Origin of the sequence: Frankia sp. AgKG'84/4 (assembly GCF_023242965.2) — a bacterium.
Taxonomy (GTDB): Bacteria; Actinomycetota; Actinomycetes; order Frankiales; family Frankiaceae; genus Frankia.
Genome location: NZ_JALKFU020000014.1, coordinates 1 through 22,064, shown reverse-complemented (window position 1 = coordinate 22,064; position 22,064 = coordinate 1). Strand labels below are relative to the sequence as shown.

General features: G+C 70.1%; 18 protein-coding genes, 1 other RNA gene and 2 pseudogenes. 10 read left to right on the top strand and 11 right to left on the bottom strand.

Annotated elements, in window-relative coordinates; genetic code table 11:
- Position 1: 1 nt before the first annotated feature.
- Positions 2 to 1,114 carry an NsdA family TPR-like regulatory protein gene (locus tag MXD58_RS02605; RefSeq protein ID WP_248840484.1) on the bottom strand — a complete coding sequence of 371 codons (1,113 nt, stop codon included), beginning with the start codon at positions 1,112 to 1,114 and terminating at the stop codon, positions 2 to 4.
- A 292-nt stretch (positions 1,115 to 1,406) separates the two neighbouring features.
- A complete protein-coding gene (locus tag MXD58_RS02600) occupies positions 1,407 to 2,192 on the bottom strand; it encodes an alpha/beta fold hydrolase (protein ID WP_248840483.1) in 786 nt (261 codons plus the stop codon).
- Between the two features lie 156 nt (positions 2,193 to 2,348).
- Between MXD58_RS02600 and MXD58_RS02595 the strand changes: the two genes are divergently transcribed.
- Both MXD58_RS02595 and MXD58_RS02590 read left to right on the top strand, forming a co-directional pair.
- On the top strand, positions 2,349 to 2,507 hold the full coding sequence (locus tag MXD58_RS02595) for a hypothetical protein (protein ID WP_248840482.1): 159 nt from the start codon (positions 2,349 to 2,351) through the stop codon (positions 2,505 to 2,507).
- Between the two features lie 166 nt (positions 2,508 to 2,673).
- Positions 2,674 to 3,435 (top strand): SDR family NAD(P)-dependent oxidoreductase, encoded by a 762-nt coding sequence (locus tag MXD58_RS02590; RefSeq protein WP_248840481.1) that lies wholly within the window; start codon positions 2,674 to 2,676, stop codon positions 3,433 to 3,435.
- A gap of 58 nt (positions 3,436 to 3,493) precedes the next feature.
- Here the strand turns inward: MXD58_RS02590 and MXD58_RS31575 are convergent, their stop codons facing one another.
- Both MXD58_RS31575 and MXD58_RS02580 read right to left on the bottom strand, forming a co-directional pair.
- A complete protein-coding gene (locus MXD58_RS31575) occupies positions 3,494 to 3,712 on the bottom strand; it encodes a hypothetical protein (RefSeq protein ID WP_284677762.1) in 219 nt (72 codons plus the stop codon).
- Between the two features lie 125 nt (positions 3,713 to 3,837).
- Positions 3,838 to 4,503, bottom strand: a complete 666-nt coding sequence (locus MXD58_RS02580; RefSeq protein WP_248840480.1) for a TetR/AcrR family transcriptional regulator — start codon at positions 4,501 to 4,503, stop codon at positions 3,838 to 3,840.
- 180 nt (positions 4,504 to 4,683) lie between these two features.
- On the opposite strand from MXD58_RS02580, the gene MXD58_RS02575 reads away from it, so the two are divergent.
- The 3 genes from MXD58_RS02575 to MXD58_RS02565 all read left to right on the top strand — a co-directional run bounded on the left by MXD58_RS02575 (position 4,684) and on the right by MXD58_RS02565 (position 10,723).
- Entirely contained in the window at positions 4,684 to 5,451 is a 768-nt protein-coding gene (locus MXD58_RS02575) for an SDR family oxidoreductase (protein ID WP_248840479.1), read from the top strand.
- A 66-nt stretch (positions 5,452 to 5,517) separates the two neighbouring features.
- Positions 5,518 to 6,747, top strand: coding sequence for an acyl-CoA dehydrogenase family protein (locus MXD58_RS02570; protein ID WP_248840478.1), 1,230 nt, complete (start codon positions 5,518 to 5,520; stop codon positions 6,745 to 6,747).
- Between the two features lie 187 nt (positions 6,748 to 6,934).
- Positions 6,935 to 10,723, top strand: coding sequence for a diguanylate cyclase (locus MXD58_RS02565; protein WP_248840477.1), 3,789 nt, complete (start codon positions 6,935 to 6,937; stop codon positions 10,721 to 10,723).
- Here MXD58_RS02565 and MXD58_RS02560 read toward each other — a convergent pair.
- The 4 genes from MXD58_RS02560 to MXD58_RS02545 all read right to left on the bottom strand — a co-directional run bounded on the left by MXD58_RS02560 (position 10,698) and on the right by MXD58_RS02545 (position 14,942).
- Positions 10,698 to 11,921, bottom strand: a complete 1,224-nt coding sequence (locus tag MXD58_RS02560; protein ID WP_248840476.1) for an amidohydrolase family protein — start codon at positions 11,919 to 11,921, stop codon at positions 10,698 to 10,700. The genes MXD58_RS02565 and MXD58_RS02560 overlap by 26 nt on opposite strands.
- A gap of 13 nt (positions 11,922 to 11,934) precedes the next feature.
- Positions 11,935 to 13,659 carry an N-acyl-D-amino-acid deacylase family protein gene (locus tag MXD58_RS02555; protein WP_248840475.1) on the bottom strand — a complete coding sequence of 575 codons (1,725 nt, stop codon included), beginning with the start codon at positions 13,657 to 13,659 and terminating at the stop codon, positions 11,935 to 11,937.
- 496 nt (positions 13,660 to 14,155) lie between these two features.
- Positions 14,156 to 14,299, bottom strand: a complete 144-nt coding sequence (locus tag MXD58_RS02550; protein ID WP_250609005.1) for a hypothetical protein — start codon at positions 14,297 to 14,299, stop codon at positions 14,156 to 14,158.
- A gap of 442 nt (positions 14,300 to 14,741) precedes the next feature.
- On the bottom strand, positions 14,742 to 14,942 hold the full coding sequence (locus MXD58_RS02545; RefSeq protein WP_248840473.1) for a hypothetical protein: 201 nt from the start codon (positions 14,940 to 14,942) through the stop codon (positions 14,742 to 14,744).
- A 321-nt stretch (positions 14,943 to 15,263) separates the two neighbouring features.
- On the opposite strand from MXD58_RS02545, the pseudogene MXD58_RS30550 reads away from it, so the two are divergent.
- Positions 15,264 to 15,494, top strand: a pseudogene (locus MXD58_RS30550) (WD40 repeat domain-containing protein); the annotation flags it as partial.
- 179 nt (positions 15,495 to 15,673) lie between these two features.
- On the opposite strand, the gene MXD58_RS31570 reads toward MXD58_RS30550, so the two are convergent.
- A complete protein-coding gene (locus MXD58_RS31570; RefSeq protein WP_308301881.1) occupies positions 15,674 to 15,910 on the bottom strand; it encodes a hypothetical protein in 237 nt (78 codons plus the stop codon).
- Positions 15,911 to 16,255: 345 nt separating this feature from the next.
- Between MXD58_RS31570 and MXD58_RS02530 the strand changes: the two genes are divergently transcribed.
- Complete coding sequence (locus MXD58_RS02530; protein ID WP_248840472.1) at positions 16,256 to 17,827, top strand: sulfatase family protein; 1,572 nt, start codon at positions 16,256 to 16,258, stop codon at positions 17,825 to 17,827.
- A 306-nt stretch (positions 17,828 to 18,133) separates the two neighbouring features.
- Positions 18,134 to 18,919: pseudogene (locus MXD58_RS02525) on the top strand (IS3 family transposase); the annotation flags it as partial.
- A 210-nt stretch (positions 18,920 to 19,129) separates the two neighbouring features.
- Here MXD58_RS02525 and ssrA read toward each other — a convergent pair.
- Positions 19,130 to 19,495: a transfer-messenger RNA gene (ssrA, locus tag MXD58_RS02520) on the bottom strand.
- 158 nt (positions 19,496 to 19,653) lie between these two features.
- Here ssrA and MXD58_RS02515 point away from each other — a divergent pair.
- Both MXD58_RS02515 and MXD58_RS02510 read left to right on the top strand, forming a co-directional pair.
- A complete protein-coding gene (locus tag MXD58_RS02515; RefSeq protein ID WP_248840471.1) occupies positions 19,654 to 20,127 on the top strand; it encodes a VOC family protein in 474 nt (157 codons plus the stop codon).
- 65 nt (positions 20,128 to 20,192) lie between these two features.
- Positions 20,193 to 20,915, top strand: coding sequence for a YoaK family protein (locus MXD58_RS02510; protein WP_248840470.1), 723 nt, complete (start codon positions 20,193 to 20,195; stop codon positions 20,913 to 20,915).
- Positions 20,916 to 20,946: 31 nt separating this feature from the next.
- Here the strand turns inward: MXD58_RS02510 and MXD58_RS02505 are convergent.
- Positions 20,947 to 22,064 (bottom strand): THUMP-like domain-containing protein (locus MXD58_RS02505; protein ID WP_250609004.1); only part of this gene is annotated, 1,118 nt, incomplete at its 5' end.

Below are 22,064 nucleotides of genomic sequence, written 5' to 3'. Positions count from 1 at the left end.
GTCAACCAGCCGTGGACCGAACCAGCCGGCCTGACCGCACGTCACCGGGTTTACCGAGGTCCGATGGGCCCGGCGTCGGCGGGTCCGGGCCGCGCAGGCGGCCGGGGCGGGCCGCGGGCGGGCGCCAGGAGTCCAGCCGCGCGGCGATGGCTTCCGTCGCCGGGCGCCGGCCGACCCGGCGATGGGCCTCGGCGAGGAACCGGTCCGTGCGGCGGGAAACCACCGCGTTCGGCCTGCGTGCGGAGATGTCCAGTGACTCGGTGACCAGCGTCTCCGCCCGGTCGACGTCGCCGTGGTGCAGCTCCACGGTGGCCGCCGCGATCCGCGCCATCGACTGCAGACCCGTCGCGCCGACCAGATCCAGCTGGCGGATGGACGCCTCCGTGTACACCCGGGCGGCGTCGGTCTGGCCCAGCTCGATGTACGCGGCGCTGGACAGCTCCGCGAGCGTCAACGCGTGGAGAGTGTCGATCGAAAAGCCCGGGTCGCCCTTCTGCTCGCGGGTCAGCAGCCCCTCGATGCGCCACGCCCGGTTGATCGCCAGATGCACGCCCGCACGTTCCCCCATCGCGCCGAGCACGCGGGCCTCGATGGCCGCGGCCCGCCCGGCCGCCGGCGAGTGGTCTCCGACGTGGGCGGCAGCGTCCCGGGCGAGCTGGAGCGCGTTGTCCAACCGGCCGCCCTTGCGGGCGAGCGAGGACTGCCACAACCGGACCCACGCCTGCAGCGAGCGATCCTGCGCCTGGCCGGCGTGCTCGAAGGCGTCGAGGAACGCCTGCCCCGCGCCCGCGTCGTCGCCCAGATCGTGCCGGGTGGTCGCCCACAGCGCGCACAGCCGGCCCGCCGCCCGGTGCAGCCGGCGCTCCACCTCGGCGCGGTGCCCGCCGTCGGCGAGCGAGGAGCGCACGACCGGAAGGTGCCGCCGCAGGTAGACGGCTGTCGCCTCGATCGGCGCGCGTTCATACGCGACGGTGATCTGACCGATCCGCGTGTCGATGTGGTCGAGGGTGTCCCGCGCCGGGATCACCCCGTCGTCCTCGGCCACGAACAGGCCGTGGGGAGCCGCCGCGCCCGCGGCCAGCTCGAGGAGTTGTCGCCGGTTGATCTCGCCCATGCTGCACCCATGCCCCGGGAAGTCGCCTGCCTCCCGGGGGCATCGTGCATTTGTGAACGGACCCTGATCGGGCCTTTGTCCATGTCGTGCCCCCGTTTGTCACCCGACCGCCTGCCTCGCCGCACGCCGGCCGCGGGGTGCCATCACCGGACGCGACAGTAGGTCAGGATGCGATCTCGTCCCGCCACCGGACGGTGGCGTCACCCGAGTCTCTGTCCTGCGACCGCCATCCGGGCGTAGCCCTCGGTGGTCCTTCCGTCCCCACGCGGTCGGGTAGTAGGGGGCCGGGAGGCTAGGTCAGCGAGGTCAGCCAGGTCGAGACGAGCGCGTTGAATTCGGCCGGGCGTTCCTGGTGGAGCCAGTGGCCGGCGCTCTCCCAGGTGACGACCCGCGAACGCGCGTCGGTGAAGACCGCTTCCTCGACGTCGGCCCGGGTCGGGTCGGCGTAGAAGGTCAGCACCGGGCACGCACGTCGGCGCAGGTAAGGGTCGCTCTCACGGTGCAGGACCATTCCGGTGGCCTGCGCCTCCAGCGACTGGCGCAGCACGTGACCTTCCATCCCGGCCACCCGGCGGACCTGCCAGGTACGCAGCGCGGCGTGGCGGCCCGGCGAGTCCATGCCCGCGATGAGCTGCTGCACGAGCGGCACCGGGTCGCTCTCGGCCAGCAGGTCCAGCAGCGGGCGGATCCCGTCCGCCGTGGCATCCGGGAGCAGGTACGCCGGGTCGACGGCGACGACAGCGGCGACCCGGTCGGGGTGTTCGACGGCGAGGGCGCTGACCACGCTCCCGCCCATTGAATGGCCCACCGCCACCACCCGTTCGATCCCCAGCTGGTCGAGCAGACCGGCCAGGTCGGCCGCGAACTGGGTCGTCGTATATCCCTTGGGCGGGGCGCTGGAGCGACCGTGGCCACGCAGGTCGACCGCGACGACCCGGTGGGCGGCGACGAAGTGCGGCAGCTGCCAGCTCCAGTCGTGCGAGTCAGCCGTGTAGCCGTGCACGAGTAACAGCGGTGGGTCGCCGGCGCCCTCGTCGGTGAAGAACAGGCGGGCATCCCCGATGTCGGCGAACGGCACTGCGGCCTCCTAGAAGAGTGAACCCGGTGTAACCGGGGTCGGCGATCTCCTCGCAGCGACGCCGGTAGTCCGGCAGGCCGCCGGCGAACGCGAGATGCATCCTTGCTCGTCGAGCAGCAGGGCGTTGGACGCCATCATGCTGTTCCCGACCCTGGGGTGCGGGGTCGAGGGAGGCGCTCAAGGACGACATCGACCGGCGAGGGCCTGACCGAGCCGATCCTGTTCGTCAAGGAGCTCGAGGGCTTCAGCGACGAGGACGTCCGCAAGATCATGCGCGACAACGCACTCGAACTGATGGGCGCCCCCGCCGCGTGACCGAGACCTGCCCGGGGGCGGTTGTACTTCGAGCATGTGCCAGCTCCTCGGCGCTACTGTTCGGCGACCCCGCACACTGACGGGAACTCCTCCTGCGACACCGGGGCCTGTGACGCGGTCGCTGCTCGACCCGGACCCCTGACACAACCCCGGAAAGGACGAATACATGGAGCTCAAGGGTCTACGGGCCGTCATCGTCGGCGGCGCCTCCGGCATGGCCAGGTCGACGGCGGAACTGATCACCGCCCGGGGCGGGCGGGTAGCCATCCTCGACCGCCCCAGCAGCGACGGTGCCGCCGTCGCCGCCGAGCTGAACGGCACGTTCCACGCCCTCGACGTCACCGACTTCGCCGGCACTGAGACCGTCATCGCCGAGGCCGTCGCGACCCTCGAAGGCGTCGACGTCACCGTGAACACGGCCGGCGGCGCGGTGCCGGGCCGCACGATCAGCAAGGACGGCCCGATGCCGCTGGAGACGTTCCAGAGCATCGTCGACCTCAACCTGATCGGCACGTTCAACGTGACCCGGCTCGCCGCCTGGCACATGAGCAAGAACGAGCCGAACGCGGACGGCGAACGGGGCGTGATCATCAACACCGCGTCCATCGCCGCCTTCGAGGGTCAGATCGGGCAGGTCGCCTACTCCGCGGCGAAGGGCGGCGTCGTGGCGATGAGCCTCACCATCGCCCGCGAGCTCGGATCGCTGGGCATCCGCGTGAACACGATCGCGCCGAGCCTGTTCCAGACCGGCCTGACCGCGGGCATCCCGGACGAGTACGAGAAGGTGCTGACGAAGGACGCGGCCTTCCCCAAGCGGATGGGCCGCCCCGACGAGTACGCCCGCCTCGCCGTGAGCATCATCGAGAACCCCATGCTGAACGGGTCGACCATCCGCCTCGACGGTGGCCAGCGGTTCGCCCCCAAGTAGACCCGGTAGTCGACGCGCCTGCTGACCGGTCACCGAGCGGTGACCGGTCAGCAGGCGGTCAGGACTGGTAGTCCCCGATCACCGTGAGCTGGTCAGGTACGGGCGTTTCAGCGAGCCATCCCTTGAGGTTCTCCTGAAACCGCAGGAACTCAGGCACCTTCGGAAGTGGATTGTCGATGCCGTCCTCGACCGCACCCCGGCGGCCGCCCGCCAGCTGGCCAGCCGGGCCCGCCGACGGGTGCGGGAACTGGGCCCGCCCACCCCGGACGCCGACCACACCCTCCAGCCCGCAGCGGTGACTTCGACGCTCTGGTCGCTCTGTTGGACCCCGACATCGCCCTGCGCGCCGACGGCGGCGCCGCCCGATCAACCCCCACCGTCTCGCCGCCCTCGACCTGGCGGTCAGGCTTCCAGCGGGGCGAGGCCGCGCATGATGAACTCACGGTAGTAACTGACGATCTGCTCCCGCCGTACGGTCGGATTGGCCAACCACCAGCGGCCCAGCTGTTCACCGACGCCACTGATCGCGTGTGAGTAGGCGGAGATCCGGTCCGCGTCCTCCTGGCCGGCCATGTGCCGCGCGATCTGGATGATGCGGTCGATCGTTCCGAACCGCAGTTGGCGCAGTTGGGCGGTCACGTCCTCGGACAGCGCGGTGCGCGGGCTGAACAGGACCGACCAGCGTCGGGGATCCTGTTCCAGCGTCTCGAAGAAGATCTCGCCGCTGCGCTGGATCACTTCCGTCACCGAGGCGTTGTTGTCGAGCATGACGTCCAGCTCGCCCAGGCGGTCCTCGAGGTTCCTGCGGGCTCGGCGGACGCAGGCGAGGAAGATGCCTTCCTTCGTGGCGTAGTGCGAGTAGACGATCGGCCGGGTGACGCCCGCCGACCGGGCGATGTCCTCCATCGAGGTGTTCTCGAAGCCGAGTTCGGCGAACAGCTCCTCGGCGACGTCCAGGAGCTGCTCACTGCGTTGATCGCGCCGCAGCCTGGTCCGCCGGGGTGCCATCGCCTGATCTGGTGCCATCGCCTGATCTGGTGCCATCGCCTGATCTGACGACGTGCCCATCGGCTCATCGTACCCACGCCGCCTCCTCACCTGCCTCCGCTTGTCCGAGCACCCGACCCGTTGGTATACAAGTTGTAACTTAGGTTGCCATCCGACGCGACTCCTCGCCCTGGCGGGAGACCGGGCCGACCGTCACCCCGCCGACGGCCGTCGTCATGTCGTTCGACGAGGAGGAGGACGGTGGACCTGTTCGACCTGACCGGCAGGACCGCGGTGGTCACCGGCGGCACCCGCGGCATCGGCATGATGATCGCGCGCGGCCTGCTCCAGGCGGGCGCCTCGGTCTGGATCAGCTCGCGCGGAGCCGACGCCTGCGCGGCCGCCCGCGAGGAGCTGGCCCGGTACGGGCCGGTCGAGGCGGTGCCCGCCGACCTGTCCCGCGAGGACGAGTGCCTCCGGCTCGCCCGCGAGGTCGCCGACCGCGAGGAGCGCGTCCACGTCCTCGTGAACAACGCCGGCGCGACCTGGGGTGCGCCGTTCGAGGAGTACCCGAGCGCGGCCTGGGACAAGGTGCTCGACCTGAACGTGAAGTCGCCGTTCGTCCTCACCCGAGCGTTCCTGCCGCTCCTTGAAGCGGCGGCCTCGGACGACGACCCGGCCCGCGTCGTCAACATCGGCAGCATCGACGGACTCACCGTTCCGGTCGGGCCGACCTATGCCTATTCCGCGAGCAAGGCGGCCCTCCATCATCTGACCCGGCACCTGGCCAGGGAACTCGGACCGAAGCGCATCACGGTCAACGCCGTGGCTCCTGGTCCGTTCCCATCGAAGATGATGGCGGCCACCCTCGCGGCCTTCGGCGACGAGATCGCCGCCGCGGCACCCCTGGGCCGCATCGGCCGACCGGACGACATGGCCGGCGTCGCCGTCTACCTGTGCAGCCGGGCCGGTGCGTATGTCACCGGCGCGATCATCCCGGTCGACGGCGGGCTGTCGACGACCCGGTAGGAAGCATCTCCGCCGCCAGAAACACCGTCTCTGCCCACCTGCCAATCTGCCGACCGGAGATCGAAGATGACCAACTTCTCAGCTTCCCTCAACGATGACCAACTCGCGCTGCAGAAATGGGTGCACGACTTCGCCGCAGACGTGATACGTCCCGTGGCCGCAGAGTGGGACGAGCGCGAGGAGTTCCCCTGGCCGGTGGTGAAGGAAGCAGCCAGGATCGGTCTCTACAGCGTGGATTTCGTCAGCAATGGCACCTATAACGACCCGACCGGCCTCACGTTGCCGGTCGCTGTCGAGGAACTGTTCTGGGGCGATGCGGGTATCGGCCTGGCGATCATGGGTACCGCGCTGGCGGCCGCCGGCATCGCGGCGAACGGCACCCCCGAGCAGGTCATGGAGTGGGTCCCGCAGTGCTATGGGACGGCGGACGACGTCCGGCTCGGAGCATTCTGCGTGTCCGAGCCGGACGCGGGTTCCGACGTCTCCTCGCTGCGCACCCGGGCCGTCTATGACGAGAAGACCGACGAATGGGTGCTGGACGGCACCAAGGCGTGGATCACCAACGGCGGCATCGCCGACATCCACGTCGTCGTCGCCACCGTCGACAAGGACCTGGGCGGCAAGGGGCAGGCGAGCTTCATCGTCCCCCGGGTGGACGGCCTGAGCCAGGGCCAGAAGTACAAGAAACACGGCATTCGGGCCTCCCACACCGCGGAGGTCGTCCTCGAAGGCGTGCGCGTGCCCGGTTCGCACCTTCTCGGGGGCAAGGAGAAACTCGACCAGCGGCTGGCCCGGGCGCGGGAGGCACTCGTGCGACCCAGTGGCGAGCGCTCCGGCAAGCAGCCGGCCATGGCGACCTTCGAGGCCACCCGTCCCACCGTGGCCGCCCAGGCGCTCGGCATCGCGCGGGCGGCGTACGAATACGCGCTCGACTACGCCAGGGAGCGCCGCGCCTTCGGCGAGCCGATCATCATGAAGCAGTCCATCGCGTTCATGCTCGCCAACATGTGCACCCAGATCGAGGCGGCCCGGCTGCTGACCTGGCGGGCGGCCTGGCTCGCCCGCAACGGGACGTACAAGAACGCCGAAGGGTCGATGTCGAAGCTGTACGCCGGGCGCACCGCGGTCTGGGTCACCGAGCGCGCCATCCAGATCCTCGGCGGCTACGGCTACACCCGCGAGTTCCCGGTCGAGCGCTGGCACCGCGACGCGAAAATCATGGACATCTACGAAGGCACCGAGCAGATCCAGGAACTCATCATCTCGCGAGCGATTTCCGGACTCCGCATCGAGTAAAGCAGAAATTTCGCATTTATCATTATCCGTCGGCCTTGAATACCGGCGGGCCGCAGGAAGGACGCCGACCGGGCCGTGTTGGAGCCGACTGACACGGGAAAACCCGTGAACAATGGTTATCAAACCGTGGCGCGGCCGGCCGGAGCAGCGGCCGGGCGATCGTGGCAGGAATCGGCACGTCCGCATCGTGATCCTCGCCGTGATCGGCCTGCTGGTGCTGCTCGGGATGGGTACGGCGGCCCTGGAGCAGTCCCGGTTGACGGCCGAGGAACATGATCGGCTGGCCGACCGGGAACGTGTGGTAGCCAAGCTCGCCGAGACCGCCAGCGTGTTCGAGGATCCCCAGCGGGTGGCCGCCCAGGCCGCGACCGTTCCCTTCGCCCCCGGCCGGCCCGAGCTGAACCACGCCCTGCTGGGGGTGTTCGCCAACTCGCCGACGTTGGCGCGCAACCGGGTGGCGGCCCTGCTCACGCCGGACGGGACGGTCGCCGCGAACCTCTACCCGGGCCGGCCGCTGCCAGGCGTGGCTGACCTGGGGGTGGCATGGTCGTCGGCGCTGGCAGGCAGGGCCGCCGTGTCGAACCTGATCGACCTCGACGGAACGTTTCTGGTCGCCACGACCGCGCCGATCGGCGGCCCGAAGCCGTGGGGGGTGCTGGTCACCGCGACCGACAACAAGCAGACCCAGGCATTCGCCGGCGTCTTCGGCGACGGCCTGTTCAAGGTCGACCGGCAGGGTGTCGCGGTGAACGCCTGGGAACCGAATCTGGTCGGTACCCGACTCGTGGACCCGACCGAACTCGCCGCCGTCAGAACCGGCACGACCAGGATGTGGACGACCAGGCAGCACGGCGACAGGACGACCTTCCTTCTGCACCTGGTCGCCAGCACCGGCTACTACACCGGTCTGCAGAGGCCGGATTCCCTTCTCTACGGCGACCTGTGGGAACGGCAGCAGCAGCGCAACGTCACCCTGGCCGCGGTGCTGGCGTCCTGTCTGCTTGGCCTCACCCTGTTCGGGTTCGTCCGGACCCGCGCCACCGGTCGGGTCCGGGCACGGACCGACGCGCTCCTGTCCGAGACGAGCGACCTGGTGCTCGTCGTCGACGCCACCAGCCGGGCCCTGACGTTCGTGGGCGCCGCCGGCCACGACCTGCTCGGCCGTGACCCGCAGGCCGACGTCGGCCGGCCGTTGACGGACCTGGTCCACCCCGACGATGTGGCCCGCGTGCAGGCGCTGATCGACGACCCGGCACGGCCGCCGACGCTGGCGGTCCGGTTGCGCACCGGCACGTCGGCCTGGCGATGGTTCGACGTCGAAGCCAGCGACCTCACCGGCAACCAGGCCGTGGCGGGGATCCTGGTCACCTGCCACGAGATCGGCGCTCGCAAGGAGCTCGCCGACCGTCTCGCCGCGCAGGCGCAACGCGACGCGCTGACGGGTGTGGCCAACCGCGCCGCCGTGACGGCGGCGATCGACAGCGCCCTCGCGGAGGCGATCGCGACCGGTGCGTCGATGTCGTTGCTGTTCATCGACCTCGACAGGTTCAAACCGGTGAACGACACCTATGGTCACCAGGTGGGCGACGAGCTGCTCCGGCTGGTCGCCCGCCGGATCAGCGCCGCGGTGCGGCCCGAATCGGACCGGGTCGGCCGATCGCCCCCCGATGCCCTCGTCGGTCGGCTCGGCGGCGACGAGTTCGCCGTGCTCCTGCACGGCGCCACTGCCGGCGACGCCGGCCGCACTGCCCGTCGCATCGTCGATTCCCTCGCCTGTCCGGCCATCATCGGACGTCGACGGTTGCAGGTGAGCGCGAGTGTCGGCGTCAGTTCCATCGCCGCCCCGACCGGCAACCCTCACGCTGACATCAGCACCGAGTGGCTGCTGCGGCAGGCCGACCACGCCATGTACCGCGCCAAGCGCGGCGGCGGCAACCGCTGGGCGCTCGCCGACGAGGACAGCTTCCGTCCCACCCCACCGCGCCGGCCCGGACCCGGCGCTCGCCCGGCCCGGCGCGGCGACGGGTCCGACCCGAACTCCTGGCAGGACCGACGCACGGCGACCGCCGCTGGCCAGCGGAACGCGGGCCCGACCCTCGATCACGACCCGACGTCCGGCCGCGGCCAGCCGTTCGCGCTCGTGCGGCGGGCAGTGCCCCGGGTCCACACGTGGGCGACCCTGATGCTGCCGATCATCCTGGTGGCGGTGGTCGCCGGGGTTGCCATGTGGCTGGAACGGTCAGCTCAGCAGCAGGCTGAGCGGGCGAGAGTCGGCGAACTCGCGCAGTTGACCAACGCGGCAGCGGTGTACAGCGCGTCAGCCAACAATCTTGACCAGCTGGTCACCGAGATCTCCGGTGCGCCGTGGACGAGCACCCCGTCGACCGTCAACCAGGCGGTGCTGCGGCAGATGGCGGTGCTGGCGCCGAACAGTGTGCTGGCATTGACCGATCTCGACGGTAAGGTCGTCGACTCCGCGCCGGCCGGCGCCACGCTGCCGGTGCGGCCGAGCGACCCGGCGTTCGTCACCGCGGTGGGCGGCCGCGTCGGCAACGAACCCGTCCAGCGTGTCGGCGGCACCTACTGGAACTACTCGCTGCTGCCTGTGCTGCGCGACGGTGTGTCCTTCGCGGTGTTCGCCCTCGGCGAGCAGGCCGACGCCGCGCAGGCACAACTGGGCTATGAGGCGTTGGGCTCCGTCGGGCTGGGCAACGAAGGTGGCCTGTCCAGCCTGGACGTCAACGGCCGAGCCAGGTACTCCTGGGACCGCGCCCTGATCGGGCGACGACTCGCCGACCCGGCCGAGCTCGCGACCGTGCCGCGGACCGGCGCGGTGCGACTGCCCGATGCCGCGACGACCGCCCAGGGCACGTTCGCCTTCGCCGCCCGGGATCCCGCGCTGGTCAACGGCGGGTACGTGCTGTTCGAGGTCCCGGCCTCGGTCGCGCTGTCCGGGCTGCGCCCCGGCCAGGTGGTCCGAGACCTGCTGCTGCTGGTCGCCGTGGCGCTGACCGTGTTCGGACTCGCGCTGGCGACCCGTTTCCTGGAAGAGGCCGACCGCCGGGAGACCGAACGGCTGTCCGCACTGCTGCACAACGTTCACGACATCGTCGTGGTGATGGACCGCAACGGCTACGTCACGTTCGTCAGCTCGGCCGCCACCCGGTTGCTCGGCTACGACACCACGATGGTGCCCCGGCGGCAGTTGACCGTCCTGCATCCCGACGACCGCGACCGGGTACGGCACCTGGTGTCCCGGCCGGCCGGTTCAGCTCCCAACCGACCGGGTGCTGGCACCGGCACGTCGCTGTCGGACATTCGGCTGCAAGGGTCGGACGGCGTCTACCGCTGGTTCGACCTGCACGTCTCCGATCAGTCCTCCCACCCGCACATCCGCGGGACGCTGCTGACCGTCCACGACGTCACCGACCGCAGACGCATGCAGGATCAGCTCATCCGCCAGGCCCGCTACGACCCGTTGACGAGCCTGCCCAACCGCGGCGCACTGCTGGACCCCGTGCCCTCCGGCGACGACGCCGCCTCGACCGACCGCGCACCAGCTGCCGTCCTGTTCGTCGACCTCGACCGCTTCAAACAGGTCAACGACCGCCTCGGCCACCAGGCCGGCGACAGCGTGCTCAGCACCGTCGCCCGCCGACTGGTCAACGCCAGCCGACCTGGCGACGTCGTGTACCGGATCGGCGGCGACGAATTCGTCGTCGTCCTCGCGGACGCCACCCCGGACGAGGCGGTGGCCGTCGCCCGACGCCTGCAACGCGCCGTGTCCGCGCCGGCCGACTACGAAGGTGTGTCCATCGACGTCAGCGTCACCGTCGGCGTCTCACTCGCCGAGAAGGCCGGTTGCGGCCTGGCGGAGTTGCTGGGAGTCGCCGACAGCGCGATGTACCGCGCCAAGCGGGCCGGCCGAGGAACGGTCGGCGTCCAGACCGTCAGTGCGAACCGGAGGAGAACGTGAGGTGTTCCGCGTTCTCGAACATGACCTTCGCCCGGTCGACCGCGGAGAAGTTCGCCAGACCGAGCTCGAACTCCAGCGGCACCGCGAGGCCCTCGGCGTGCGGCCAGTCCGAACCGAACAGGATCCGGTCGGCCGGGAGGTGTTTGGCGAGATCGTCCACGTTGTCCTCAACGAAGGGCGCGACCCAGCAGTGCTCGATGAACTGGTCGACCGGTGAACGCGTGAACATGTCGGGTTGTTGGGAGTTGAGCACCTGCAGGCTGTGCAGCGCCGAGCCCACCCAGGTGCCACCGTTCTCGATGAAGGCGATGCGCAGCCGGGGAAACCGCTCGAACAGGCCGTGGGCGACCAGCGCGCAGGCGAAGTCGTGGATCAGCCGGTGCTTCATCATCGCCTGGACGAACGGCTCCCCGTAGGTGAGAGCGTTCGTGCCGTCCGTCCCGGCCGCGCGGTAGCCCCAGGCGCGGGCGACGGCGTCGTCCACCTCTCGGTAGCCGTCGTCGAAACCGAGATGGGGGGCGACGGTGATGCCGGCTTCCTGGACGCGCGCCCAGAACGGGTCGAAGCGAGGGTCGGCAGGCGACAGCGTCCCCGCCGCGGTGAACACGGGGCCGTTGCGGATGGTGACGACGCGGGCGCCGCGACTCAGGCACCACGTCAGCTCGGCCAGGGCGCTGTCGAGGTCGGACAACGTGAGGTAAGGGACGCCGAAGATACGGTCCTGGTAGGCGAAGCCCCAATCGTCGTCGAGCCACCGGTTGAAAGCACGGAAGATCTCCACCGCCGCCTCGACGTCCGGCTGCATCGGACCCTCCATGGTGACTGCCTGCGACGGAAACAGCCAGGCCCGGTCGAGGCCCTGGGCGTCCATCGTCAGCAGCCGCGCATCCCGGTCGTACCACTCGGGGTGCTCGGCCGGCACCTCGGAAGCCAGCGCCGACGCCAGCGCGGCCTTGTGGGTCCGGCCTGCGAAGTAGTCCATCAGCGCGCCAGGTCGCGGGCGTGGCTGAACGTCGCCGGGACCGGGGATGATCGGGTGCGGCCGGTCGCCCAGGAAGTACCTCAGGTCGCCGTCTCCGTTGACGTCGACGACGCGTATCCCTCGTTGCGCGAAGGCCTGCGAACGGTGCCGGGTGAACGCGTCGCTGGGTTCCCAGTAGTGGTTGTCCGCGTCGAAGACCCGCTGCCTCGTTGCCATGTCGGCGCTCCTGTCAGTCGGTCCCGTGCCGCAGCAGTCGGCCCGGGGTCGCGTCGGTGCACGTGCCGTCGACGAAGGTGAGCTCGCCGTTGACCATCGTGTAGCGGTAGCCCCGCGACTTCTGGACCAGCCGCCACTCGCCTGCCGGGTAGTCCCACAGCCGTTCCATCGGCTCACTACCGACCGTGTCAGGGTCGTAGACCACGAGGTCCGCCGACAGACCCTCCGAGATCGACCCGCGCCCCTTCAACCCGGCGGCCATGGCCGGGTAGGCCGAAAGCCGCCAGTGCGCCTGCTCCAGGCTGATCAGCTCGTGCTCGCGCACCCACAGGCTCAGGAGCTCGGTCGGGTAGCGGCCGGTGGTGACGAACTTCGTGTGCGCCCCGCCGTCGCTGACGCCGGGCAGCGAGACCGGGCAGTTCAGCAGGTCCCGCATCGACTCCGGGGGAGTCTCCAGCAGCACGGTGGCGAACCCGACGCGCAGGTCGCCCGCCACGGCGACGTCGAGCATGGCGTCGATCGGGTGCTTGCCCTCCCGTGCCGCGATCTCGCCGATCGTGTATCCCTCGTAGGTGTCCTTGAGGTGGACGGCGTTGCGGGCGTCACTGCTGATCCACTGGACGGTGATGTCCTGGAGCACGTAACCCGCACCGAACAGGCCGCCCCGGGCCTCGTCGACCTCCTTCATCGCCCGGCGGCGTTCCGGGTCGGCCAGCTTGGTGATCTTCTCGGGGATCGTCCCGACCAGCGCCTCCCGCCAGCACGGGATCGCGTCCGCCAGGTTGTAGTCCTCCAGCGTGAACTCCGAGCCGAAGTTCGTGGTGAGGGCCTGCGCGAAGACCCGCAGTCCCTCGGACTCGTTCATCTCCCGCAGCCGGGAGATCGCATCGGCGTGCGACATCGACTGCCCGCCATGCTGGTTGAGGGCACCGTCGGCAAGCAGGGCGTTCCAGATCACCGGTCGTCCGCTCTCCCTGGCGATGAAACCGGCGGTCTCGAGCGGACCCGTCATCTGCGTGACGCCTCGACCGAGCGAGCCCATCGCCCGACTGAACGCCCGCAGCTCACGTTCGCTCATCAGGTCGGTGACCATCGGCGTGCCGTCGAAGTCCAGCTGGACGTTGCCCTCGACGCCGAGAATCTGCGCGCTCAGCCCGCAGCCGCCGGCCCGCATCCCCTCCACCAGCAGCTCGCACATGCGATCCAGCTCGGCGTCCGTGACCTGGCGACTCTTGGCTTCGTCCAGCCCGACCACGTAGCCGTAGAGCGGGGCCAGCGGGACGAACGACATCATGTTCACGCCCTTGGGCGTCCGGCTGACGCTGTCGAGAAACTCGCTGAACGTCTCCCAGTCCCACGGCATGCCCTGGCGCATGGTCTCCATCGGGACAGCCTCGTTACGGGACAGGCTCAGCATCGCCCGTTCCCGGTCCGCCGGTTTGCACGGCGCGAAGCCGAACCCGCAGTTGCCGATCACGACGCTGGTGACGCCGTGCCAGCCGGACATCGTGCACCACGGATCCCAGAAAACCTGCGAGTCGTAGTGGGTGTGGAGATCGACAAAGCCCGGCGCCACCACGAGACCGGCCGCATCGATGACGTTGCCCGCCCGGGACGCGGGGATGCTCCCGATCTCGGCGATCTTGCCGTCCCGGATGCCGACATCGCCTTTGAACCGAGGGGTCTGCAGGCCGTCGATTACGGTCCCGCCCTTGATGACTGTGTCGAACTCGGACATGCGTTGGCCGCCCCACCTACGTGTCGCCGGTCACATGACACCAGAGATAGTAGGCTTGATTCGAAGTCGACGTCAATAACGAATTTTGGTTTTCGCCGCGGAGCAGCCCACCGGACGACCGGGGACCTGCTGTGAACAACTCGAGGCCCGCGTTGCGGGTCGCCGTCTGGACCACCGCAAACGTGATCCGCCAGGCAGTCCGGGCATGGCGTGACCGCCACCGCCGACGCGGCCAAGTTTCTCGAGCTCACATCTGGCCCACCGATGCCGACCTGGCGAACCTCACCAAGGACACGATGCACGGCATCGGCACCATGCTCGACCGATTCGAATTCCGTTTCGGACAGCGGGCCGATGACACCATGACCGCGCTGCTGTACGACCAGGGAAGAGCCGCGGCGGAGGCGACCGTCAACGCGGAGACCCTGGACGGCCCAGCACTGTCCGCCAGCGGCCCACGCACCTATAGCGGCTACGGGTCGTCAGACCACCGGGGTTACCGGGGGGACTTCATGTTCATGAAGAAGCTGTCCACCGGAAAGTTCCACTTCGTCCCGAACGAGTCCAGCCCCAGATCCGCCGCCAACCAGGCCGCGCTGTCCACGGCAGCCCGCGCAATCCCCGTCCGTACGCTGACCAACTCTGCGAACTCGTCCTTGGTAAGCATCGCTCCTCAACCGGGGCCACGTCGGGTAAGCAGGGCAGAAGTGTCGGCGACCCGCGGTCGCCTTCGGCCCCGACGGGCGCTTTGTGCTCCGGGCCGGCGCCGACGGCACGGTGGAGATGGCCAACGCGGCCAACGGCCAGCGGTACGCGCGGTTCACCGAGGACGCCCCCGTCCGGGCGGCCGCCTTCGACGCGCTCCGGCAGAGTGTGGTGACCGGCACGGACAACGGCCTGGTTCATCTCTGGCGAGCACTCACGCCGGCCACGGTGACCAACCAGCCGGCCGGCGACCAACAGGGGGAATTCAGCGCCACCGGTCACCTGATGACCGGCATAGGCGCCGACGGCGGCCTGAGCCTGTGGGAGATGACCGACGGACATCAACCGGAGATCGTCGCCTCGGTGCCCAGTCCGGCTCACGACGGACTGTTCACTCCGGACGGAGCGACCTTGGTCACTGTGGGCTCGGACAGCGCCACAGTGTGGTCGGTCGTCGATCCGCACCATCCCGCGCGGCTGTCCTCGATCGACGACCCGGCCGGGCGGTCCCCGGGCTCGACGACCATGGTCCCGGGGACCAGCACCCTCGCGATGAGCACGCCGGACGGCTCCGTCACCTTCTGGGACCTCGCGCAGCCGCGTCGGCCTCGCCGGACGGCGATCGTGCGGATCGGCCCCCCCGGGCGCCCCCGTGACCTTCGCCGTCGGTCCTGCTCGCCACCTCCTCGCGGTGCGCCTGCCAGGGTCCCCACTCACCGTCCGGCTGATCGGTGTCTCCGACCCCGCGCCCCCGACGATCCTGGGGACGCTGACCGATCGCGGCGTCCGGTGCGGGAGGTCCCTCCGACGTCGCGATCAGCGGGGATGGCCGCGTCCTGGCCGCCACCGACCGGGCCGATGCCGTCCGGCTGTGGGACATCGCCGACCCGTCTCGCCCGGTGGCCGGCCCGGTCCTCTCGCCCGCCGCGATCCCGGGCGCGATCGCGTTCGCCCCGCGCGGGGGCCTGCTGGCCGTCGGGAGTGCCGACAGCGCCGTCCATCTGTGGGACGTGCGGGACGCCCGGCACCTCGTCGCGCTGATCGCCCTGCCGGCCGGCTTCGCGGTCGAACATCTCGCGTTCTCCCCCGACGGCCGCCTGCTCGCCGCCGGCGGTCAGAACGGCACGACCCTGTTATGGAGTACGACCGACCCGCACCAGGTGGCACCGGTCGGCCGGATCACCTTCAGCAATGCGACGGCTCTTCTGCCCGCCGTCACGAGCATTTCCTTCGGCCCGGCCGGCGGGGAACTGTCGGTCACGCTGGCCGGCCGGGTTCAGTTCCTTGTCGACCTCGACACCGACCGGCTTTACCACGAATACTGCACGCTGCCGGAAAGTCGCATCAGCCGCGCCGAATGGAAGCGATACCTGCCCGGCGTCCAGTTTCGGCCACCCTGCTGCCGGCACAGGTCGAACCCGTCGGCATCGGGCAGCATCACGTCGAGCAGCAGCAGCAGGTCGGGCCGGTCGGTGGTGACGGCGAACGTCGCCTCCGCGCCGCAGCTGGCGGTGGCGACCTCGAAACCGTGAAACCGCAGGGCCATCCGGACCATGTCGACGATGTTCGGCTCGTCGTCTACCACCAGCAGCCGTGGCGCCTGCCCGTTCCCGTCCACTCCCACCCTCACCCCTCCGTGCCGGCCTTCGCTCAACTCCGTGGCCTCGTTCCGGCTGAGGGCGGACGGCGCGGCCACGGATTGCCATTCCAACCGAGCGGCATGTGAGCTTCGTTCGAGGGATGCCGCGCGACCCGGTCACACGGTTCTCGCCGCCGGCTCACATCCGATTCGCAGGCGGGGCTGGTCTGCTGGCACCGCCGCGACGGAACCGTTCCGTCGCGGCGGTCCCCACAGCCTGGTCGGCGTCCCGCCGGCCTCCCAGGAGGCGCCATGCCCCGACATCGTCGGATCAGCCCGCGGGTCCGTCTCGGTGCCGCCGCCGTCGCCGGCGCGCTCGGATTCGCGACCGGCACCGTGGCCGTCGTGACCGGCCCGCCGTCCCCGGCCTCGGCCGCCACGTTCGCCGACGCGGCGAGCGAGCGGCCGAACATCGTCCTGATCCTCGCCGACGACCTGGACGCGACGACGTCGCCGTACTGGGAGGCGATGCCGCAGACGGCGGCGCTGGTCCGCGACACCGGCATGACGTTCTCGAACGGTTTCGCGCCGACACCGATCTGCTGCCCGGCCCGCGGCTCACTGCTGACCGGGAAATACGGCCACAACACCGGCGTGCTCACCAACAGCGGTGACGTCGGCGGCTGGGCGACCTTCGCGGCCAACGGCAACGAAGAACACACCGTCGCCACATCTCTCGAGGGCGGCGGCTACCGCACCGCGCTGGTAGGCAAATACATGAACGGCATCGAGGACGCACCGGAGCACATCCCGCCCGGCTGGTCGGAGTGGTACGGCAGCGTCGACAACAATTTCTACACCGGCTACAACTACGCGCTGAACGAGAACGGCCAGATCGTCCAGTACGGCGGGTCGGACGACGCGGCGAACTATTCCACCGACGTGGTGGCCGCGAAGTCGACCGACTTCATCAGCCGGGCGGCCGGCGACGACGTGCCCTTCTTCCTGTACGCCGCGCCCACCGCCCCGCACCTGCCGCTGCCGCCGGCGCCGCGGCACACCGACCATCCGTTCGCGACCGCCAGCGCGCCGGTCACCCCGAACTTCGACGAGGCGGACGTCTCCGACAAGCCGTGGTGGCTGCGAGCCAGTGCCGGTGAACGGTCAGCCCGGGTCGCGGCGATCAACGATCCCGATTACCAGGACCGGATGGGATCGTTGTACGCGTTCGACGACATGGTCGCCGGCATCGTCGACACGCTGCGTGAAACCGGCGAGCTCGACAACACCTACCTGGTCTTCACCTCGGACAACGGCTACAACCTGGGTTCCCACCGGCTGACCCAGAAGATGGCCCCCTACGAGGAGTCGCTGCGGGTGCCGATGGTGATCAGCGGACCCGGTGTCCGGCCGGGGACCGACGCCCACATGGTGGCCGGTCTCGACCTCGCCCCGACGTTCCTCGACCTCGCCGGGGTGCCGGTTCCGGCGGACGTCGACGGCCAGTCGATGACGCCGCTGCTGCGCGGCGAGCAGCCCGCCTCTTGGCGGTCCGACCTGCTCGGACAGTACGCCGGGCCCGGCCTCGACGGCCAGGACGGCGTCATCCAGGAACAGGTCGAAGGCATCGCCGGCGTCTATCTCGACCTGCCGCCGTGGTCGGGCCTGCGGACCGATCAGTACCTCTACGTCCGCTGGTACGACCTCGACCGGAACCCGCAGGTCCATGAACGCGAGCTCTACGACCTGGCCAGCGATCCCTACGAGCTGACGAACCTGCTCGCCACGCCGGCAGGCGTGGCCGCCAACGCCCAGCTCGTCGCCCAGCTCGACGCCCGCCTCGACGTCCTCGCCACCTGCGCCGGAGCCTCCTGCCGAACCTGACCCGGCCCGGTCGTGCCGCCCGCGTCCAGGGCAAATCTCTGGGCGCGGGCCCGCGCCGGAAGGCCCTGCGACCTCGGAACTTCCTCCCAGCAGCGGCAACACCGGGACCAGGACCGGCCGAGACCAGGACCGGCCGAGACCAGGACCGGCCGAGACCAGGACCGGCCGAGACCAGGACCGGCCGGAACCAGCAGCGCGAGTCCCGCAGACCGCCCGCGGCTACGTCGCGGTGTTCGACGACGAAGTCGCCCGCCATTGTCAGCGTTTCCTCGACACCCTCCGCTAGTGAGAATTGATCCGTGGACGGATGAGGGCACGCCGGGCACCTGGGTCACGGCCTGGCGGCGTACCCACGAGAACAGCGAGGACGAGCCACTGACCATGTCGGAGCGGGCCCGGTTGCGGGAGCTGGAGAAGGAGAACGCCGCCTCACGGCAGACCTACGGTGCCCGGCGGATCGCCGCCGCCCTGCGAGCATCCGGGACGCCGGCGTCGGTACGCCTGGTCCGCCGGATCATGCGCTACGCCGGCCTGCGGGCCTGCCAGCCCAGGGCTTACCGGCGCACCACCATCGCCGGCCAGGCCCCCGCGCCCGCCGACCGTGTCCGCCGCGACTTCACCGCGACCCGACCGGGAACCAAACTCGTCGGGGACATCACCTGTATTCGCACCGGCGAGGGATGGCTGTACCTGGCCACCGTCATCGACTGCTACTCGAGAAAAGTCATCGGCTGGTCGATGGCAGACCACATGCGCAGCGAACTGATCACTGATGCGTTCACGATGGCGGCCACCCGCACCCGCATCCAGGAAGGTGCGACGTTTCACTCCGACCGCGGCTCGCAATACCTGTCCGCCGCCTACCAGCGAGTCCCGCGACACCACCAGGTGCACCCGTCAGCCGGAGCGACCGGCGTCTGCTGGGACAACAGTCTCGCCGAATCATTCTTCTGAACCCCGAAAAACGAACTGATCCACCGTGACGACTATCCAACCCGTCGCGCCGCACGCACCGCGATCACGGAGTACATCGAGGTCTTCTACAACCGGCAGCGACTCCACACCACCCTCGGCTACCAAACCCCGGAACACGAAGTGAAAATCACCGGACCGGACCGGCTCATACCGATCTTCAAAGTTCCCGGGGCCAACACTTCCAGGGACGCCGCCAACGTAGAGAATGGGCACACAGACCGACCCAAGCCGACCCGAGCAGCGATGCTCACCGGCCCCCCGGGAGTGCCGCAGCCGTCCTACCAGCCACAACACCCCCGAAGGGCGCGGTTCGCGCAATGCCTACATTGGTGGAGGTGGCGGGAATCGAACCCGCGTCCTCCGGCACCGACACAGGGCTTCTCCGGGCGGAGCCTGCTACTTGTTTCTCGGCCCCGTCAGACTCACAGGCAAGCTGTCGTAGGCCCAGTCGCTGTTTGATTTTCCGTCTCGCCCCGCGACCGGGTTAGACGGTGATCCTCCTAGCGACGCCAGATCCTGAGCCGGAGGAACTCTCAGGCTGACGGCTGGACTACTTAGGCCGCGAGGGCGTAAGAGTCAGCAGGCTGCGTGTTGTTGGCAGCTGTTTTTTTGAGCAGATCGTTTACGAGATAACTGCTCATCCTCGGCCCGCTTCCCCTGCCTCGACATCCGAAGTCGAAACCGATCACCCCCAGGAGCGACAACACTGACAGCCACATCGTACCGCAGGAGGGGCCGGGCCAGGCCAGTCAGACACCGGGCCGCGTCCGGGCATGTCCGGCGGTGCGCGACAGTTGTACCGGCAACGGCTTCAGCATCCGACCGCCGACCGCCTCACCGGGAGTACCACCGTGGAGATCAAAGAACTGGGCCATCTGGTCCTCTATGTCCGCGACATCGGACGTTCGGCCGCCTTCTATCGCGATGTCCTCGGCTGGAAGCAGATCTTCCCGGACCCGACGGACGCCGACGGCAACCCGCCGCGGTTCCCCGCCGCGGCCTTCTCCGCCGGCCGCACCCACCATGAACTGCTGCTCATCCAGGTCGGCGACGATGCCACGGCCGTCCCGGACGGCCGTCGGCTCGGGCTGTACCACTTCGGGCTGAAGGTCGGGGACAGTGACGACGAGCTGCGCGCGGTCCTCGCGCAGATCCAGGCGGCCGGCGTGGTGATCGTCGGCGCGTCCGACCACACCGTCACCCACAGCCTCTACATCCACGACCCGGACGGCAACGAGATCGAGCTCTACATCGACGTCCCCGGCGTCGACTGGAAGAACCACCCGGCCCTGGTGGCGGCGCCGACCAGGCCGCTGCGCCTGTAGCGGGCGGTACCGCGCAGGTCACCGGCTCGGCAGCCGCCGAACCCGCATTAGGTGACACTGTGCCGATGGGTGAGTCCATTTCGGTGACGACATCCGGGGATCGTGGCCGCCGGCGGATGGGCCTGCTGCTCACGATGGCGGCGATGACCGGGCTGGTCGACTCCACGAGTTACCTCGGGCTCGACCGGGTGTTCGTGGCGAACATGACGGGCAACGTCGTGCTCCTCGCATTCGCCCTGGCCGGGGCGCCTGGGCTGTCTGCGGACCTGTCGGCGCTGGCGCTGGCGGGATTCCTCGCCGGCGCCACCCTGGCGGGACGGATCGCGAGCGCCCCGGCCCTCTCCGGCCTGGCGCACGGCGTGGGACGTGCGCACCGGTGGCTGCTCGTCGCGCTGACCGCCGAGGCGACCCTGATCTGCCTGGCGCTGCTCGCCGCCGTCGTCACCGGGCAGGTAGGCGAGCCCCGGCCGTACGGGGTCGTGGCGCCGCTGGCCGTGGCGATGGGCCTGCAGCACGCGACGGCCCGTCGGGTGGCAATGCCGGAGGTGCCGACGAACGTGCTGACCACGACGCTGACCGGACTGGTCATCGACTCCCGGCTCGCCGGCGGGCCAGGATTTCACGCACCGAGCCGGCTCGCGGCGCCGGTGGCGATGTTCAGCGGGGCGCTGGTCGGTGGCGCGTGCCTGCTGCACATCGGACGACTCGTGCCGCTCTCACTGGCGGTGGCACTCGGCATCGGCTGCCTGCTAGCCGTCGTCACCGGCCTGGTCGCCGCCGAGGAGTAGGCGCGACGACCGCACGGGCGAGGGAGCCCGCTCAGGCGTCGGCGGTCGTGCAGAGCAGGGCCCAGGGCTCGCCGCGCATTCTGGTCATCACGACGGTGACGGCGGGACCGCCGGGCACCAGGTCACGGCGGCGCGGCAGCAGGCGCCGCCGCAGGGTCTCGACGTCGCCGGCGAGTCCACGGCGGCGGATCTCCAGCGAGCCGATGCCACGCACGCGCAGCGCGGCGGTCAGCCGACGCACATCGAACGGGAGCTCCGCGTCGATCCGCAGCCGGCGGGCGAACGGGCTCGTCACCGGTTCGTCCGAGGTCAGAAACGCGATCATGGGGTCGATCTGCCAGGCGTCGAGCCGGCGGGCCAGCTCGCCCACCAGGCTCGCCCGGGTGACGGCCGGACTGGGATCGTAGAGGTAACGCCCCGCGGCGCCGACCCGGCCGGTCGACTGCGGCGCATCCGGGACGCCGACGAGACTCACCGGCGTCCCATCATCACCGCCGCCCAGGACCGTGGCCCGCCGCGGGGCGGAGGCCAACGCCGGGGAGAACAGCACGGACTCCTTGAGGTCGCGTCCGTCCGCCACGAACTCGATCTCCCAGTCGGACGGCACGCCCGCGACGTCCAGCCCCGGCGCCGCCTTCACCGCCACGGCCGAGACCCGGTCGGCGAGACCGAAGCACCACGGTAGCGGTGGCTCGCTGGCGCCCGATCCGAGGCGACGATCACCGGCTCGGCGGGCCGGGTCGACGAAGGCACCGTCACATCCGGCAAGGTCGACGTCACGGACGTCCGCCAGCCGCGTCTGGACCTTCCCGGCGTCGTGGACGGACACGTTGTACGCGGCCAGCCACAGATGCACCGGATCCCGGTCGACCAGCACGAGCTCCCGGTCGACGGTGGCCGGTCCCGCGCCGACGGCCGGTCCCGCGCCGACGGCCGCCAGTGCCAGGGCGTCGCCGCCGATGCCGGTGCAGAGGTCGGCCAGGCGCGGCAGCCCGGCGAACCGGCTGGCCCGGTGCTCCGCGGCGGCCTGGGAGGATGCCTGTTCCAGGCCCGCGCGGGTGAAGAACATCCGGTCGGCGAGGGTGAACTTCGCGGCGGCACGCCGGCGCAGCTCCGCCTGGCTGAACGCGGCGGCGACCAGGTCGGCGG